Origin of the sequence: Desulfomicrobium baculatum DSM 4028, from assembly GCF_000023225.1 — a bacterium.
GTDB lineage: Bacteria > Desulfobacterota > Desulfovibrionia > Desulfovibrionales > Desulfomicrobiaceae > Desulfomicrobium > Desulfomicrobium baculatum.
The window spans coordinates 210443-227511 of the sequence record NC_013173.1; the positions used below are offsets into that span (position 1 = coordinate 210443).

Sequence of the window (17069 nt, forward strand, 5' to 3'; positions counted from 1 at the left end):
GTGCTTCCCGCCGGGAAGGTTCTGGAAATCAATGCCTGCCTTTCGCCGTGTCCGACCTTTTCGCGCTTTCCCGGTGCAGCATTTCCGAAATGGCGCTCATCAGTTCCTTGATATCGACAGGTTTGGACACATAGGCGTTCATGCCCGCTTTCAGAAATTTTTCCCGGTCGCCGTCCATGGCGTAGGAGGTCATGGCGATGATGGGGATGTTTCTCGCGCAGTCTCCGGCATCGCCATGACGGATGCGCACCGTGGCCTCGACGCCGTCCATGACCGGCATCTGCACGTCCATGAGCACAAGATCGAAGGGTTCGCTCCTAAGGGCCTCAAGTGCCTGCCGTCCGTTCTGCACATGCCTGACCGAGGCCCCGAAAGCGCCAAGGAGCTTCACGCCCAGAATGCCGCTGAAATGGTCGTCTTCGGCCATGAGCACGTTCAAACCGTCCAGAGCGGGAGCAAAAAAGGATTCGCGGGCAGGCGTGGACGCGGTGTTCGGTGCGGCGGCGCCGAAGGTGACGCTGAAATACATGGTTGTGCCCACCTCAAGCTCGCTGACAACGGAGATGTTGCCGCCCATGAAGCTCACCAGGCGTTTGCAGATGGACAGGCCAAGACCTGCGCCCTGATAGCTGCGGGTGAAGCCTTCCGTAACCTGGGAGAAGGGCTGGAAAAGGTTGCCCAGCTTGTCGTCGGGGATGCCGATGCCGGTGTCGGCGACGGAAAAGAGCACGCGGCACTGCCCGCCGTGCACGGAGGGCAGCAGAGAGGCGTCGACGGTTACGCCGCCCGAGTGGGTGAACTTGAGGGAATTGCCGACCATGTTGCTGAGGACCTGCTGCAGCCGCGTCGCGTCTCCGAGGATTTGACTGGGGATGGCCGGGTCCACGTCAAAGCGGAGCTTCAGGCCTTTTTCCCTGGCGGTGGGCGAGAAGAGGTCCCCGGTCTGGCGCAGCACTTCGGACAGCTCCATGGGCGCGCTCTGGATGCTGAGCTTGCCCGCTTCGATGCGCGAGAGGTCCAGAATGTCGGTCAGGAGCCGGACCAGCCGGTTGCAGGACTGGATCGCCGTGTCCGTGTAGTCTTCCTGCACTGGATCAAGTTTCGTGAGCTGCAGGAGTTGAAGCATGCCCATGACGCCGTTCAGCGGCGTGCGGATTTCGTGGCTCATGTTGGCCAGAAATTCGGACTTGGCGCAGTTCGCGGCTTCGGCCAGATCCCTGGCCCGCAGGATTTCCTCTTCGGCCCGCTTGCGGTCGCTCAGGTCCATGGAAATTTCGATGCGCACGAGGCGTCCGTCGGTCCAGGGGATGACCTGGTCGAAGTTCCTGTACCATTTGCGGGTTACGGGATTGAAGCATTCCCAGGCGATGACTCCTTTGGGGCGGCCCGTTTCGTCAAGCAAGCTGCTGTTCGTGCAGTGGCCGCAGGGCGCGGATTCGTGGTTGAACGCTGTGTGGCAGAGCTCCCCGGTACAGTCGCGTCCAAAGCTGTCTTTCATATACTGGTTCATGAAGAGGATGCGATAGTTTTTGAGGTCGGCCACGTAGACATCCACGGGCAGGCTGTCGAGGATGGTCAAGAGCGTCCGGTTGCTGCCCGCAAGCTCCTCCTGGGCCTGACGGCGGGCGATGGCCGCGCCCAGGCTGGCCGAGACGATGTTCAGGACATGCTCCTCGATGGGCGTCCAGGAGCGGGGATCGCGCACCGAGTCAAAGCCGAGAAATCCCCACAACGTGCCGTGCAACTGGATGGGCACCACCAGGATGCTGATGATGCCTTGTGGTTCGAGGATTTCTTTTTCATCCGCGGGGAAATCGCGGACCAGCCCCTTGATGGAGCGTCCGGCGCGCAACTCCGCCAACCAGCGGGGGGTCACGTCGTTCATGGGCAGGTTTTGGAGGTCTGGATTGTCGATCTGGGTCGGAATTCCGTCCCGCGTCCATTCGTAGATCTGGCTGGTCAGCACCGTGCCGGAATCCGTCTCGGGGTGGTTTCTGAAAACGTACACGCGGTCCGTGTCCGTACCCTGACCCAGGCGTGCCAGGATCCTGGCCATGGACTGCTCCAGGTCGGGTTCGAGGAGAAGCTCAAGAGATGTGGTGGCCGCTAGCTCCAGGGCCTTTTCCCGCAAGAGGGAATTTTTTTCCGCGAGCTTGCGCGGCGTGATGTCGATAATCAGCCCTTCAAGAGTTGTTATCTCGCCGTTGCAGGACGGCACGGGCACGCCCACTTCCCAGACCCATTTGGGCTGTCCGTCGGCGGTCATGATCTCGAATTCGAGCTGCACCTGGGCGTGATTTTTTATGCCTTCTTTCCAGCTTTTCCGGATTTCAGGCATGTATTCGGGCAGGACGAGATCATTGAACGAGAGCCGTCCGCCGCTAAGCAACTCCTCCGCGCTGTATCCCGTGAGGCCCTGGCAACCTTGCGAGATGAAGTCCATGCCCAGTTCCGCGTCGTTGTGGCGGCGAAAGGCCATTCCGGGAAGGCTGTCGATCAACACTGATGTCTTGTCTCTTGCCGGTCCGGTATTTCCGGCCATGCAGCGTTCATCCGACGGGAGGTGAGAGGGCATCCGCAACTCGCTGGCGTTATGGGTGGAGTGGCCGCTGGGCAGCCGGTTTCATGGGTGATGCCTAAGTTTGGGTTTGACAACCTTATCAAGACCCATGCCGGGAAGATTCGGTTTTTCCATTTTGTTTCATCATTTCCGGAAAATATCAATCAACGCGCGATTTATTCCAGTGAAAACAACAAAAAAGGGACCAGGATGAACATCCAGGCCCCTGGTTTCCTGCGGTGGAGATGATGGCCGCCGAAACGCGCGGTTCATTGATGCGCAGAGCCCTCGCATTCACGATTTGTCGTTCTTTCTGGTCTGCATTCGTGAAATGATATCCTGGCCGAGAACCGACAACCGGTATTTCTGCAAACTGCTTCTGGGTTTTTCCGGGATGGTCATGACAATCACGCCCTGCTCCAACGCGGGATTGAGGTAGCGTTCGCGCAGATGCGTGCGATCCTTGAGATCCAGGGCGTTGCGAATTTCCGCATTGCCCAGGGGACCAGCCGTGTTCAATAGTTTAAGCAACGCCAGTACGGAAGGATCCACTGGTGGGGTGACTGGTGGGGTGACTGGTGGGGTCTGCTCTGGAACCATCGGACCTCCCCCAAGAAGGATCAGATAGGTCTCCGCAAAGAGGAATTCCAGACGCAGACCGTTGGCTTCAATCCGTAGCACGGGATCGGGAGTGCCGTCCTCCCGGCAAGCTTGGAAAATGCGCTCGATACCACGGCCCCAGGCTTCGATTTCACCGGCACGGAAAAAGACGTTGGCGATTTCCGGATTGAAGGGATGGGACACATGGCCCGCCAGCAGGGTCTGATCGGTCCATCCCTCCGGCAGCACTGCAGGGTTCCAGATCACCAGACGGTCATTATAGACGCGAATTTGAATAGGGGCGGCCACGGCGTAATCCCGATGGACCAGGGCATTGAGCACCGCCTCACGCAGAGCCCCGCGCGGCACGGGAAAGCGCTCCACGCGCAGGATATCCTCGTAGGTCACAGCCGCCTTGAGATATTTTGTCTGGAGCAGGTCCAGGATTTGCCGGGTCTGGCTGAACAGATCGCCAGTGACTTCGTCGTGGTAGGCCAAGTCCGAGGGTGAGCGGAAAAAGCCGATCTTCACGAACGCCCCGGCCACGTAAGCCTGCGGCTCCGGGTGGAACAGCAGCACGGCGGCGCGTTTCAGATACGCCCCTTCGGTCAGCTTCAGCTTGAGCAGTAAGCCGGCGTCTTCTTCCTCCAGGTCCGCCATATCCAGACGGCCGCTGCGAGTGGCGAGTTGACGGAACCGGGAGAACGCGGCGGCGGAGAGGTCACTCGATTGGATTCCCGGCACGGGCGCGCCGTCCCATGTTCGTCCGAAGCGGCGCAAAAGGAAGCGATCCAGGGCGGGTCCTTTCAGTTCCTGCAGGGTGCTGCCGCTGCGTTGGTAGTAGTGTCCTTTGTAGCTGATGGGTGCCGGGTGCGCGGGGGTGACAATTTTCAGATACTCTTTGCCAGCTTCCTCATGCAGATGGACGCCGACCACGATGCCCAGCAGGTCGCGCGTCTTGTTGGGCAGGTCCTCCAGCAGTTTGTGGGCATCAGCCAGACCGAGCACCTCGCCCCGGTCATTGCGGCCAATGTGCAGCACGCCACCCTGGGCATTGGCAAAGCCACAAATCCATTTCAGGTACTCGTCCCGCCAGGATTCTTTCCATTCCATAAGCTGATTTTCTTTCACAGCAGGCGTATCCTCCCGGTCAAAAGTTCCTGCTTCGGGAAAGCGCTATTAGTCGCAGCCTGCCACCTAAGCCCGATCAGTTCGGAAGTGTCAATAATGAGAGGTGATAATATGAATTTGGAATGGAATTTGGAGAGGTCTTTTGTTGAAAAGAAAAAGGGCCTGGATTGTTATATCCAAGCCCTTTGATTTCTCGTGGTGGAGATGAGGAGGATCGAACTCCTGGCCTCTGCATTGCGAACGCAGCGCTCTCCCAGCTGAGCTACATCCCCACGTGTGGGAAGCCTGATATGGGGTCCGGGCTCGGTTGTCAACAGGCGGCCGTCCAAAATGCGTTCTGGACTGCCGGCTCCAGTTAAATCAGGTAGCTTTGCAGGATCATGCCTTCCGGAACCGGGGCCTTGTCCTGGTAGATTTCCCAATAGGTCTGCCGGGCGCGGCCCAGGGCCTGGTATACGGGGTGTTCGGTCTGGGCCCGCATTTGGGCGCAGGGCGCGTTGTTTTCATCGACCATGACCAGCCGCTGGGCGCGGTTCAGGATGCCCGCCGTGCCGATGGATGCGATGGCCGCGATCTCTCCGGCTTCGGCCCGGGCGATGAGTTCGCCGTAGGTCATGTCCCGTTCCTCCACCCTCACTCCCGCTTCGCGCAGGATGGCGCAGATGCCCTGGATGGTGACCGAGGGCAGGATCAGCGGGCTTTCGGGGATCTTGACCACCGCGCCGCTGGCCAGGGCGATAAGACAGCAGGAGGAGTCCCATTCCGTGACACGCCGGTCGCGCAGGGGCAGGTCCAGACGATCGTCCAGAAACAGGGCCGAGCTGGCCTCGGGCAGGATGCTGCGGGCCTCGTCCACGGCCTTGACGCTCAAAAGATAGTTGACTCCCAGCTTCAGATTGCCCGTGCCGTTGGCCCCCACGGCCCGGACCAGATGCGGCACGACCACGCCGCTGAAGGGTTCGCCCATGTAGCGGTCGTAGGTGCAGGTGACCATGCGGATGGACGGGTTCTCCGGGAAGGTCACGCCGATGGACTGGGACTCGTCCACGGTGAAGGGGCGCAGGTAGCCCTGTCCGCCGGATTTTCCCATGTCGTGGATGAACTCCGACAGTTCCGGGCTGCGCAGGTAGTGCAGGATCATGGCCTCCAGTTCCTCTTCCGAGGGAACCAGGGTCTGTTGGGCCGTGCCCAGATTGAAGGAGATGGAGCGCCGGAAGCGCTGCAGGTTCTTGTGCAGGTTCAGGAACTGGATATGCAGACCGCCGTCTTCGGCCGGACCGACAAAGTAGCGGATGCCTTCGAAGGCGAGGCACAGTCCGTAGTGGATGGAGCGGGACACCGCCGGGACCTTGTCCGCCATGGGGACCATGGCGAAGGATTTGCCCTGGAGCAGGTAGCGCGACTGGAAATCAGCCCATTTGATGCCTTCAAATCCGGCCATGGGTCCTCCGTGGGATGGTGAATGGTTTATTGGTGAATGCGCGGCAGCAGCGGCTTGGGATTCGGCCGTCGGTTCGGATCGCGTGGAGCAGGCTCCGGATGAGTGTTCACGGGGTGCCGCTTGAATGCGTTCATGATCCGGCCCGTTGCGCGGCCTTGGGACCGGGACCGCCCGCGGGGTAGGTGTGCAGGGTCAGTTCGCTGTCCGGGCAGTCGCAGCGGTCCAGGATGGGGGTCAGGAAGCCCCAGCACAGTTCCACGGCGTCCTGCCGCCAAAAAAGGGTCTGGTCGCCGGTGATGCAGTCCAGCAGAACCTTGGCGTAGTCGTTCAGACGGCCAGGGCCCGCGCCCGCGCCGTAGGAGAACTCCATGGACTGCCCCTGCAGGCAGAGCGTGGAGCCCCGGCCCTTGGTCTGGACCTCCAGACGGACCACCTCCTGCGGGTGGATGCCGATGACCAGCCGATTGGGAGGGATGATCTCGCCCTGGGTCTTGCGGAACATGGATACGGGCACGCTCTTGAATTGCACCGTGATCTCGGTGTGCTTGGCCTCCAGACGCTTGCCCGAGCAGAGATGGAACGGCACGCCCTGCCAGCGCCAGTTGTCCAGATAGACCTTGAGCCAGGCAAAGGTCGGCGTGGTCGAGTCCGGGGGGATTCCCGGTTCCTGCAGATAGCCGGGTACGGACTGGCCATCCGACATGCCCGGTCCGTACTGCCCGAGGATGAGCTGTTCGTCCAGGCGCTCCAGATCGAGCGGACGCAGGGCCCGGAAGACCTTGGAACGTTCGTCGCGGACCAGTTCGGCCTCGAACATGGACGGCGGTTCCATGGCGCACAGCGAAAGCAGCATCATCATGTGGTTCTGGAACATGTCCCGGAGCACCCCGGCCTGATCGTAGAATTCGGCGCGGTGGCCGATGCCCAGGGTTTCTGCTGCGGTGATGCGGATGTGGTCGATGTAGCGGCGGTTCCAGATCGGCTCGAAGAGGGCGTTGGCGAAGCGCAGCAGGAGCACGTTCTGCACGGTTTCCTTGGCCATGTAGTGGTCGATGCGGAAAATCTGTCGTTCCTTGAAATAGCGGTGCAGGACCGTGTCCAGTTCCTGCGCCGTGGGCAGGTCGCGGCCAAAGGGTTTTTCCACGACAATGCGCACGCTTGCGCCTTCTTCCTCCCTGCCCAGGTCGGCCTCGCCGAGCATGGTGGCCAGAGGGATGTAGGCGGCGGGGGGCACGGCCAGATAGAAAAGCCGGTTTCTCGGCTTCCCGTCGTCAAGATCGCCCAGGGCCAGGCTCAACGTGTAGCCGGATTCCGAGGCGTCGGGATCCAGGCGCAGGTAGCGGACGCGCGGGACCAGGTCGGCCATGCAGGATTCGGGGATGGATCCGCCCAGTTTTTCGCCCATGAGGCGCGTATACTGCGGCGTGTCCAAATCCTTTCGCCCCACGGCCAGAATAGACGAGTCATGGCTGAGCAAGCCGTTTTTGCACAGGGAGGCCAGAGCCGGGTAGATCTTGCGCATGGCCAAATCTCCGGTGGCGCCGAATATGACAAGGTTGACCGGCGCGGCCTGGGTCGGGGTGGGGCAGGAAGGTGTCATGGTGCTCCCGGGGCGATGAGAAGGTTTGGAGCGACCAGAAATATCAGGACGAAGCCAAAAGGCAAGCTTCGGTTCATCGCCATGGCCTCTGCCCGGCGAGGGCTTTTTCAGCGGAAAAAGAGGGCCACTCCGGCCAGGGTGACCAGGGCGCCGATAACGCTGCGCCGGGAGACCTTGTGCCCGAACAGGACGGCCAGGCCGAGGGCGAAGAGGGGGCTGACCGAGATCAGGGTCTGGGCGATGGCCGCGCCCGTCAGCTTGAGGGCTGCCTGTTGCAGCCAGATGCCGAGGAACGTGCCCAGAAAGACGGCCAGGGTGAAGAACGCCCATCCGTTTCGGGCCGTGCCGACGGCTCTCCAACAGGCCCGGCGCAGTACGACTTCGGGCTTCAGCAGAGGCAGCACGGTCCACAGCACCAGACTGGCCGCGGCCAGACGGATGAGGGCGGCCCAGAGGGGAGTGATTGCGGTTGCGACCATGACCTGCCGGGACATGACCATGCCTGTGGCCTGGCACAGGGCGGCCAGGGTGGCGAAGCCGAGGCCCGGCAGATTCAGGCCTTTCTGTTGCGGCTGATGTTCCGTGACCACCCAGAGGATGCCGCTCATGGTCAGAAAGATGCCCGCCCAGGCCCAGAATCCGATGGCCTCGTGCAGGAAGCACAGAGCCAGGACCCCGGTCAGCGGCGGGGCCAGGGATTCGACCAGGAGGGTCTGGCTGGGGCCGACCCGCCTGATGGCCGAAAAATAGGCGCTGTCGCCGATGCTGATACCGACGATGCCGCTGCCCGCCAGCCACAGCCACTGGGGGGGTGTCAGTTCCGGGGGCGCGTCGCCAAGGACGAAAACGGTCGCGCTGAGCATGATCACGGCGATGCTGCCCTTGATCAGATTCAGAAACAGCGCCGGAGCCTGATTGCCGGTGCGGGCGTAAATGATGGTGGCCAGGGCCCAGATGAAGGCCGCCGCGAGGGCCGCGAGCTCACCGGCAAAAGGCATGACCGTCACGCCTGGGGAAGAAACGCGGTCTGATTGGCGAAGAAGAATTTCGTGTCGAACGGGCCGAAGCTGCCGGTTTCGGCCATGAGGGTGAAGTACTCGACCCGGCCGTAGCGGCGGGTCAGGTCTTCGCGCACGCCCATCCGCTCGTAGTAGTCGGCCTTGCCGATCGGGCGCTCGCTCTCTGTCAGGTCATAGACCGCGTCCTCGACTTCGGCCCAAGCATGGACCACATAGCCCGCACCGCCGGGGATCCAGGCGTGGACGACCTCGGCCAGTTCGCTTTCGCTGCAGATTTCCATGGCCGCCGCAAAAGATTGTTCCCTGAAATGCATGTTCACTCCTTGGTGATGGTGTCCATGAGGGCAGCGCCCAGGGCGTTGCCGACTTCGTAATGCTCTGGAAAAATGGCATCTGTGCCAAGCCGCGCGGCCACCGCAGGCAAAAGGAACGGAGCGGCCGCGCCGATGCCGATGATGCGGGGACGAACCCGGACCGTGATGTCCAGGAGCTCGTTTGGCCCGGAGTGGTTGAAAAAACGGGCCAGGGCCGGTCCGACTTCCCGGTTGCCCAGCGCGGTGAGGATGGTGGCGGCGATGGTTGCGTGGGCTTTTTCAAGCACATGCTCGCAGAACGCTTCCGGAGCAAGGCGCAGCAGCGCGGCCAGCACGCGTGCCCCATCCATGGCGGGCCTGGCGTCACCCAGGCGCAGGCGTCCGAGCACATGCAGGGCGTCTGTGGGAGTGAATCCGCAGGTGATGACCTGTTTTGCGGCCTGCAACCTGGCGATGGTTTTTTCCAGACTCGATTCGGCCAGCCCCAGCTCCTGCCGCAGGCGCACGGGCGTGGCCGGTCCATGCTCGGCCAGCCAGCGCAGGACCCGGTCGTCCTTGGGCTCGGTGCCCGGAGCCAGCTGTACGCACTGGGCGCAGAGGTCCGCGCCGAGCCAGTCTTCGGGGCGCGTCATGGTCTCAAGGGCCGCGCCATCAAGATGCAGGTGGATCTGGGACAGCGGCACGACCCGGGCCGGACCAAGGGAAAGTCCGCCGTTTTCGACACGCGCCAGACTGTCGCCGCCAATGCCTACGGTGTACATCTCCACGGCCCGCACATGCGTGCGCCAGGAGCCGATAGTCATGCCCTCCTCGCGGACCACGGGCAGGCCGTCCTTGATCAGGGTGATGTCCGTGGTGGTGCCGCCCACATCCACGACCAGCGCCGTCTCGCCTTTGGCTGCGTGGACGCCGAACAGGGCCGTGGCCGCCGGGCCGCTGGCCACGGTGGCCGAAGAATTGCGGACGGCATCCTGCAGGTCCATGCTCTGGCAGTCCCCGCGCACGATGCGCACCGGACAGGACAGGCCAAGGCGCTGCATGGACAGGGCGATGCTGCGCAGGAAGTCCTGCATGACGGGCAAGAGGCGGGCGTTCAGCACGGCCGTGGCCGCGCGTTCTTCCATGCCCGGGCGGGTGCTGGCCTGGTGGGAGCAGAACACGGGCCTGGGGTCCATGAGTTCAATGGCCTTGGCCGCGACCAGTTCGTGGGTCGGGTCCTCGAAGGCGAGCATGGCGCAGACGGCGTAGGCATCCACATGACCCTTCATGGCGGCGATGCCCTGGATCAGAAAATCCATGCCCAGCGGTTCTGATTCGACGCCTCTGGCCTTGTGCCCGCCGGGGATGAAGCGCATGTCCGCCGCCGGGATGCGCAGGCGCTTGTCGTGGCCGATGACGAAGAGTCCGACCTCCGCCCCTTTGTCCTCCACGAGCGCATTGGTGGCCAGGGTCGTGGACACGGTCACCAGCTCGACTTTTTGCGGATCCAGGCCCGAGGCCAGGAGCACGTTCTCCAGGCTGCGGGCGATGGCCCTGGCCGGGTCGTGGGGGGTGGTCGGGGTCTTGACGCCGGCCAGAACCCGACCCGATGAACGGTCGAGAGCTATGGCATCCGTATAGGTGCCGCCGGTGTCGATGCCGATGACGCAGTGTGGTGAGGACATGAAAATTTCCTTTCTAAGGATGAGCCTTCAGACGCGATTGCCTTAAGGATTTCCGCCAGTCCCGTCCAGTGGGACGGTGCGTTGGAAGGATCCGGGAATGCCGCTTTTTTATGACGATCATCCGCCGGTGGTTGTATCCTTCCGCAAAATATGCCAGCAGGAAGATGGTCGAAATTCATGTCGCGGAATCGCCGCGCGCATGGGCAACCAAGGAGATATTCGTGCACGAAGAACTGCATTTGATCATGGGAGGGGAGGCCGGTCAGGGCCTGGATACCGTGTCCGGGCTGCTGGTGAAGGCCGTGGTCCGCTCGGGCAGGCATCTGCTCGGGGCCCATCATGTCATGTCCCGGGTACGGGGCGGGCACAACAATTTTCGCCTGCGCATCGGCTCGCGTCCCGTGCAGGGACCGCCGGATACCTTTCACCTGCTGGCGGCCATGAGCCGGGAGAGCGTGGATCTGCACAAGGACAAGCTCAAGGATCCGGGCATCATCCTGGCCGACGCGGCCTGGGAGCTGCCTGCGCGTCCCGGCATGGTGGCCATCCCCTTTGAGGAGCTCGCGTCGCGTCCTGTGTTCCGCAACGTGGCCTTGCTTGGCGTGATCGGGGCCATGCTGGGCCTTGAGGCATCCCTGTTCGAGGAACAGCTAAAGGAAGAGTTCAGCGACAAGGGGGAAAAGATCGTCTCCAGCAACCTCGATGTGCTGGCGTCTTCCATGAAGTGGGCCGTTGAAAATGCGCCGAGCCTGCCCCTGCCCAAAGCCGATGCCTCGATCAAGATGCTCAGCATGGACGGTAACCAGGCCGTGGTTCTGGGCGCGCTGGCGGCCGGGGTGCGTTTTTGCGGCTACTATCCCATGTCTCCGGCGACTTCCATCGCTGAAGGGTTGGTGCAGATGGCTGTTGAAATGGGCGTCGTGGTGGAGCAGGCCGAGGATGAGATCGCGGCCGCGAACATGGCGCTGGGCGCGTCCTACGCCGGAGCGCGGAGCATCGTGCCCACCTCCGGCGGCGGGTTCGCTCTCATGACCGAGGCCGTCAGCCTGGCCGGAGTCTCGGAGACGCCCGTGGTCTTTGTCGTGGTGCAGCGCCCCGGCCCGGCCACGGGTCTGGCCACGCGCACGGAGCAGGCGGATCTGGAACTTGTGCTCTATGCCGGGCATGGCGAATTTCCACGCGCCATCCTCGCTCCGGCCACGCTGGAGGATTGCTTTTATCTGACCCATAAGGCGTTTGATCTGGCCGAAAAAAGCCAGGGCCCGGTCTTCGTGCTCTCGGACCAGTATCTGGCCAGCGCCCCGCGGTCTGTCGCGCCCTTTGATCTGGAGGTGCTTGCGCCCATTGCGGAGCCTGACCTGAACGATGCCGAGCCGGAGAACTACCGTCGCTACAACTGGGACAATCCCATATCCCCCCGGCGCATCCCCGGGCACGGGCAGAGCCTGGTCCTGGCCGATTCCCATGAACACGACGAGGCCGGACACATCATCGAGGACGGAGGCATCCGCGTGCGCATGCAGGACAAGCGCCAGGCCAAGATGGAGGTGATCCTGTCAGAAGTCCTGCCGCCGGAGTTCTCGGGCGACGAAGAGCCGGACCTGCTGCTGGTCGGCTGGGGATCCACCTGCGAGGTCTTGCGCGAAGTGACCGCAGGCCTGCGCGCAAGCGGGGTCAAGGCCGCCTGCCTGTGCTTCACCCAGGTCTGGCCTCTGATTCCCGAAACCTTCATGCCGCGTCTTGAAGCGGCACGGACAGTCGTGACGGTGGAAGGGAACAGCACCGCCCAGTTCGCGGGCCTGCTGCGCAAGACCACAGGTTTTCACATCCACGACACCGTTCTGCGCTATGACGGCCGGACCCTGACGGCCGGGTTCGTCATGGAGCGGCTGCAGCCCATCCTGGAGGCTTTATGATCGACACCAAGACCTACGGCGAATTCAAGACCAGCTGGTGCCCCGGCTGCGGCAATCATGACGTGCTCGTGGCCGTCAAGGACGCCCTGGCCGATCAGGGCATTTTGCCGCATCAGTTCGTGATGGTCTCCGGCATCGGCCAGGCGGCCAAGATCGTGCACTATCTCAAATGCAACGGTTTCAACGGGCTGCACGGGCGCGCCCTGTCCCCGGCCCAGGCCATCAAGCTGGCTAGTCCGGAGATGACCGTGCTGGTGGAGTCGGGTGACGGCTGCACCTACGGCGAGGGCGGAAACCATTTCCTGGCCGCCATCCGCCGCAACGTGAACATCACCCTCATCGTGCATGACAATCAGATCTACGGCCTGACCAAGGGACAATCGAGCCCCACGACCATGACCGGGCACAAGACCAAGAACAACCCCCTGGGCGTCTTCGATCAGCCTTTCAATCCCGTGGCCGTGGCCGTGGCCATGCGCGCCTCTTTCGTGGCCCGGACCTTCTCGGGGTTTCATGAGCATGCCGTGCAGACCATCGTGCAGGCCATGCGGCACCCCGGCTTCGCCCTGGTGGACATGCACTCGCCCTGCATTTCGTTCAACAAGGTCAACACCTTTGCCTGGTACAAGGCCCGGTGCAAGGAAGCGAGCCATGATCCCAAGGACTGGGCCGCCGCCATGACCGTGGCCCAGACTTTCGGCGAGGAAATTCCCATCGGCGTGCTGTTTCGCGAGGAGCGGCCTTCCAAGGACACGATGCTTCCGCAGTGCGCAGACGGCGCTCTGTATAGCAAGGCGGTGGACATGGCGGCCGTGAAACGGTGCATGCTCGCCTACGCCTGACCCCGGGAGCGTCTTGCCAAGTGACGGGCATACGGGTAGGGCCACAAAAAAAAAGAAGGAGAGTTCCATGGCCAAAGCACGTGCCCGTCACATTCTGGTGGCAACCGAAGAGGTTTGCCAGGCTCTGAAAAAGAAGATCACCGAAGAGGGCGGAGATTTCGCCGAGATCGCCCGCAATTATTCACAGTGCCCGTCCGGCAAGCGCGGCGGAGATCTGGGCACATTCGGCCCCGGTCAGATGGTGGCAGAATTCGACCAGGTTTGCTTCAACGAGGCCGTCGGCGTCGTGCACGGACCGGTCAAGACCCAGTTCGGCTTTCACCTGGTGGAAGTGACCGAGCGCTCCTAAAAGGCAGGGCGCTGAGCCTGTCTGTGAAAACCGGGCTGCTTGGTGGTCCGGTTTTTTTTGGGGAAGAGAAGAAAATGGGACCTCTGGGACGTATGGGGGCGTATAAAAAAGATACCCCATGCGTCCCATAGGCCCCATAGGTCCCATTTTTTAAGAGGAACTCCATGGAAGATCACATTCAGTTCGATGCCGATGCCTGCGCCCTCCTGCTCCTGGACCAGCGCAAACTGCCCCTGGTGGAAGAGACTTATCCCTGCCGCACGGTGGAGGACGTCATCTACGCCCTGCAGACCATGGTCGTGCGCGGGGCGCCTGCCATCGGCGTCAGCGCCGCCTACGGATGCCGCATAGCGCTGAAGCAGGCCATGGCGGCCGGAGCGTATTGGCGCAACGAGCTTGAGCGCCTGCTTTCCATGCTGGCCCAGGCCCGGCCCACGGCGGTCAATCTGGCCTGGGCCGTGGGCGTGATGCGCGAGGCCGGAGCAGGCATCCAGGACCCGCGCGAACTGGGCGAGGTCTGGTCGGCGCTGGCCATGAAGATCCACGCCGAGGACATTGCCATGAACAAGGCCATGGGCCGTTTCGGCGGGGCTTTGCTGGACGACGGCGACACGGTCATGACCCACTGCAACGCCGGAGCCCTGGCCACGGCCGGGTACGGTACGGCCCTGGGCGTGATCCGGGGCGCGGTGGACATGGGTAAGAAGATTTCCGTCATCGCCAACGAGACCCGGCCTTTTCTGCAGGGCGCGCGGCTCACGGCCTATGAACTGCACAAGGATTCCATCCCCGTCACCGTGGCCTGCGACAACGCCTGTTCGCTGCTGATGAAGCGCGGGCTGGTGCACAAGGTCGTGGTCGGGGCGGATCGCATCGTGGCCAATGGCGACGTGGCCAACAAGATCGGCACCTCCGGCGTGGCCATCCTGGCCCGGCATTACGGCATCCCTTTCTACGTGGCTGCGCCCAGTTCCACCTTCGATCTGGCCACGCCCGACGGCAGCCTCATTCCCATCGAGGATCGCACCCCGCTGGAAGTGACCCATGTGGGAAGTACGCAGATAACCCCGGACGGAGTCCCGGTTTTCAATTTTGCATTCGATGTCACGGATCATTCGCTGATCACGGGCATCATCACTGAACGCGGGGTTCTTTCCCCTCCCTACACATCGAGTATCGCCGATATCATCGGCCAGGACCCAAGATCATGAACCAGCACCTTCCCATGGTGGCCCTTATCGGGCGTCCCAACGTGGGCAAATCCACTCTTTTCAACCGCCTCATCAAAAGGCGGGTCTCCATTACCCACGACATGGCCGGCGTGACCCGGGACAGCATCTTCAGCGAGGTGCGCGGCGAGACGCGCACCTACATGCTCATCGACACGGGCGGACTTGTTCCCGACTCCAGCGACGAGATCGAGATCAGCATCTTTGACCAGGCCAGAGAGGCCATGGCCGGAGCGGACCTGATCCTGTTCATTGTCGACGGCCGGACCGGGTTGCACCCCCAGGACGAGCAGGTCGGGCAGTATCTGCGCCAGAGCGGCAAGGAAGTGCGCGTCCTCGTCAACAAGGTGGACGGCCCCGAGCAGGAAGAAACCCTGGCGGCGGATTTTTACAGCCTGGGCTTTCCCCTGCAGTGCGTGTCCGCCTCCCACGGTTTCGGCATGGGCGATCTGCGTGAGATGATCGAAACGGCGCTGCCGAAGGACGAGTGCGAAAACGTCGAGCAGCCCCAGGGAGGCCTCAAGATCGCCCTGCTTGGCCGCCCCAACGCGGGCAAGTCCTCGACCATCAACGCGCTTCTGGGCAAGAAGCGGCTCATGGTCAGCGCCGAGGCCGGCACCACCCGCGACTGCGTGGACGTGACCGTGCAGCGCGGCGGCAAGACCTACACCTTTGTGGACACCGCCGGGGTGCGCCGCAAGTCCAAGGTCATCGATTCCCTGGAATATTTCAGCGTCGTGCACTCCATGCAGGCCGCCAAGCAGGCCGACGTGGTCGTGCTGGTGCTCGACATCATGGACGGCGTGGTCGGGCAGGACAAACGGCTGTTGTCCTTTCTGGACACGGAGAAGGTTCCCTTTGTCATCGTCGTCAACAAGATCGATCTCTTGAGCAAGGATCAGCTGGCCAAGACCAAAAAGGATCTGGTGGACCAGTTCGCTTTCTGCGCCCATGTGCCGGTTCTCTATTCCTCGTCCGTGTCCATGGCGGGGCTGGGCGGGCTTTTGCCCCTGATCGAGAAGCTCTGGGAGCAGTGCGGCCAGCGCGTGACCACGGGCGAACTCAACCGCCTGGTCAAGATGGTCACCGAACGGCATCAGCCGCCGGTCATGGGCGGTCGCCGGGGCAAGATCTACTACATGACCCAGGCCGACTCCCGGCCGCCGACCTTCGTCTTCTTCGTCAACGACGAGAAGCTCTTTCACGGCAGTTACGTGCGCTATCTGGAAAATCAGCTACGCAAGGTCTTCCGCATGGACAAGACGCCCATCCGCATGGTCTTCCGTTCCAGCCACGACAACGAAAAAGGCAAGTAGGACCGGGCTCCCTTGACCGGGCTTTGGCCATGTCCTAGTGTCCGTCCACGCCCCGGACCGCGAGTTCCGGGCCATAAAAAGACGCCCAAAGGAGGATGTATGGTTCAGAAAGCTGACAAGATTTGGTTCGACGGTAAGCTCGTGCCCTGGGACGAGGCGCAGGTCCACGTTCTGACCCACACCCTGCATTACGGCGTAGGCGTTTTCGAGGGCATCCGCTGCTACGTCTGTTCCGACGGAAGCTCGGCCGTATTCCGGTTGCAGGAGCATGTGGAGAGGCTCTTTCTGTCGGCCAAGATCAACGAGATGGTCATCCCCTTCACGCAGCAGCAGATTTTCGACGCCATCATCGACACCTTGAAAGCCAACCGCCAGCCCGAGGGCTACGTCCGGCCCCTGTGCTTCATCGGCGCCGGAGCCATGGGCGTCTTTCCCGGCGACAACCCCATCCAGACCATCATCGCCACCTGGCCGTGGGGCGCGTATCTTGGCGCCGAAGCCCTGGAGAAAGGCATCCGCATCAAGACCTCGACCTTCACCCGGCATCACGTCAACGTCATGATGACCAAGGCCAAGACCTGCGGCAACTACGTCAACTCCGTGCTGGCCAAGCGCGAGGCCCTGGCCGACGGCTATCACGAGGCCCTCATGCTCGACGCCGAAGGGTATGTGTCCGAGGCGACCGGGGAAAATATTTTCATGGTCCGCAACGGCGTGGTCAAGACTCCGCCCCTGGGCTCCATCCTGGCCGGCATCACCCGCGAGACGCTCATGATCCTGGCCGAGGACCTCGGCTACACCGTCGTCGAGGACCGTTTCACCCGTGACGAGCTGTACTGCGCCGACGAGGCCTTTTTCACCGGTACGGCGGCGGAGGTCACGCCCATCCGCGAAATCGACCGCCGCACCATCGGCCAGGGCAGTCGCGGCCCGGTCACGGCGGCCTTGCAGGACGCCTATTTCAAGCTGCTGCGCGGCGACAATCCGAAGTACGGAAAGTGGCTGGCCCGCTACACGATCTAGACCTTTCGATCCTTGGACGCATGCCGGGTTCCGCCTTGCGGGGCCCGGCGTTTCATGAACTTCCG

13 protein-coding genes and 1 tRNA gene are annotated in these 17069 nt (G+C 62.5%); 6 read left to right on the forward strand and 8 right to left on the reverse strand.

Translation table 11 applies throughout. The features are described 5' to 3' along the window. Positions 1 to 28: 28 nt before the first annotated feature. From DBAC_RS17535 to DBAC_RS00940, 8 genes are all read right to left on the reverse strand, one after another. Positions 29 to 2542, reverse strand: coding sequence for an ATP-binding protein (locus DBAC_RS17535; RefSeq protein WP_012805393.1), 2514 nt, complete (start codon positions 2540 to 2542; stop codon positions 29 to 31). Between the two features lie 312 nt (positions 2543 to 2854). Continuing rightward, positions 2855 to 4273: a Fic family protein gene (locus DBAC_RS00910; protein WP_081434486.1), complete on the reverse strand. Its 1419-nt coding sequence runs from the start codon at positions 4271 to 4273 to the stop codon at positions 2855 to 2857. Between the two features lie 214 nt (positions 4274 to 4487). Beyond that, positions 4488 to 4563: transfer RNA gene (locus DBAC_RS00915), tRNA-Ala, on the reverse strand. An 83-nt stretch (positions 4564 to 4646) separates the two neighbouring features. After that, on the reverse strand, positions 4647 to 5732 hold the full coding sequence (locus DBAC_RS00920) for an aminotransferase class IV (protein WP_012805395.1): 1086 nt from the start codon (positions 5730 to 5732) through the stop codon (positions 4647 to 4649). 130 nt (positions 5733 to 5862) lie between these two features. Beyond that, positions 5863 to 7332 carry a glucose-6-phosphate dehydrogenase gene (zwf, locus tag DBAC_RS00925; RefSeq protein ID WP_012805396.1) on the reverse strand — a complete coding sequence of 490 codons (1470 nt, stop codon included), beginning with the start codon at positions 7330 to 7332 and terminating at the stop codon, positions 5863 to 5865. 107 nt (positions 7333 to 7439) lie between these two features. Continuing rightward, the gene (locus DBAC_RS00930) at positions 7440 to 8330 is read right to left on the reverse strand and encodes a DMT family transporter (protein ID WP_012805397.1); all 891 of its coding nucleotides are present in this window, start codon (positions 8328 to 8330) and stop codon (positions 7440 to 7442) included. A 5-nt stretch (positions 8331 to 8335) separates the two neighbouring features. Further along, on the reverse strand, positions 8336 to 8665 hold the full coding sequence (locus DBAC_RS00935) for a hypothetical protein (RefSeq protein WP_012805398.1): 330 nt from the start codon (positions 8663 to 8665) through the stop codon (positions 8336 to 8338). 2 nt (positions 8666 to 8667) lie between these two features. Next, a complete protein-coding gene (locus DBAC_RS00940; RefSeq protein WP_012805399.1) occupies positions 8668 to 10329 on the reverse strand; it encodes a hydantoinase/oxoprolinase family protein in 1662 nt (553 codons plus the stop codon). A gap of 221 nt (positions 10330 to 10550) precedes the next feature. On the opposite strand from DBAC_RS00940, the gene DBAC_RS00945 reads away from it, so the two are divergent. The 6 genes from DBAC_RS00945 (at position 10551) to DBAC_RS00970 (ending at position 17004) form a co-directional block, all read left to right on the forward strand. Continuing rightward, positions 10551 to 12245, forward strand: a complete 1695-nt coding sequence (locus DBAC_RS00945; protein ID WP_012805400.1) for a 2-oxoacid:acceptor oxidoreductase subunit alpha — start codon at positions 10551 to 10553, stop codon at positions 12243 to 12245. Next, positions 12242 to 13087 (forward strand): thiamine pyrophosphate-dependent enzyme, encoded by an 846-nt coding sequence (locus tag DBAC_RS00950; protein WP_012805401.1) that lies wholly within the window; start codon positions 12242 to 12244, stop codon positions 13085 to 13087. Before DBAC_RS00945 ends, DBAC_RS00950 begins: the two co-directional genes overlap by 4 nt. Positions 13088 to 13100: 13 nt before the next feature. After that, positions 13101 to 13436, forward strand: coding sequence for a peptidylprolyl isomerase (locus tag DBAC_RS00955; RefSeq protein WP_492207376.1), 336 nt, complete (start codon positions 13101 to 13103; stop codon positions 13434 to 13436). 164 nt (positions 13437 to 13600) lie between these two features. Then, on the forward strand, positions 13601 to 14647 hold the full coding sequence (gene mtnA, locus DBAC_RS00960) for an S-methyl-5-thioribose-1-phosphate isomerase (protein ID WP_012805403.1): 1047 nt from the start codon (positions 13601 to 13603) through the stop codon (positions 14645 to 14647). Then, on the forward strand, positions 14644 to 15981 hold the full coding sequence (gene der / locus DBAC_RS00965; RefSeq protein ID WP_012805404.1) for a ribosome biogenesis GTPase Der: 1338 nt from the start codon (positions 14644 to 14646) through the stop codon (positions 15979 to 15981). The genes mtnA and der overlap by 4 nt, the downstream gene beginning before the upstream one ends. A 99-nt stretch (positions 15982 to 16080) precedes the next feature. Then, positions 16081 to 17004 carry a branched-chain amino acid transaminase gene (locus DBAC_RS00970; protein WP_012805405.1) on the forward strand — a complete coding sequence of 308 codons (924 nt, stop codon included), beginning with the start codon at positions 16081 to 16083 and terminating at the stop codon, positions 17002 to 17004. Positions 17005 to 17069 lie beyond the last annotated feature (65 nt).

Coding starts and splice junctions, on each gene's coding strand:
- DBAC_RS17535 (WP_012805393.1), bottom strand. CDS start 2,542: ATGGCCGGAAATACCGGACCGGCAAGAGACAAGACATCAGTGTTGATC.
- DBAC_RS00910 (WP_081434486.1), bottom strand. CDS start 4,273: ATGGAATGGAAAGAATCCTGGCGGGACGAGTACCTGAAATGGATTTGT.
- DBAC_RS00920 (WP_012805395.1), bottom strand. CDS start 5,732: ATGGCCGGATTTGAAGGCATCAAATGGGCTGATTTCCAGTCGCGCTAC.
- zwf (WP_012805396.1), bottom strand. CDS start 7,332: ATGACACCTTCCTGCCCCACCCCGACCCAGGCCGCGCCGGTCAACCTT.
- DBAC_RS00930 (WP_012805397.1), bottom strand. CDS start 8,330: ATGCCTTTTGCCGGTGAGCTCGCGGCCCTCGCGGCGGCCTTCATCTGG.
- DBAC_RS00935 (WP_012805398.1), bottom strand. CDS start 8,665: ATGCATTTCAGGGAACAATCTTTTGCGGCGGCCATGGAAATCTGCAGC.
- DBAC_RS00940 (WP_012805399.1), bottom strand. CDS start 10,329: ATGTCCTCACCACACTGCGTCATCGGCATCGACACCGGCGGCACCTAT.
- DBAC_RS00950 (WP_012805401.1), top strand. CDS start 12,242: ATGATCGACACCAAGACCTACGGCGAATTCAAGACCAGCTGGTGCCCC.
- mtnA (WP_012805403.1), top strand. CDS start 13,601: ATGGAAGATCACATTCAGTTCGATGCCGATGCCTGCGCCCTCCTGCTC.
- der (WP_012805404.1), top strand. CDS start 14,644: ATGAACCAGCACCTTCCCATGGTGGCCCTTATCGGGCGTCCCAACGTG.
- DBAC_RS00970 (WP_012805405.1), top strand. CDS start 16,081: ATGGTTCAGAAAGCTGACAAGATTTGGTTCGACGGTAAGCTCGTGCCC.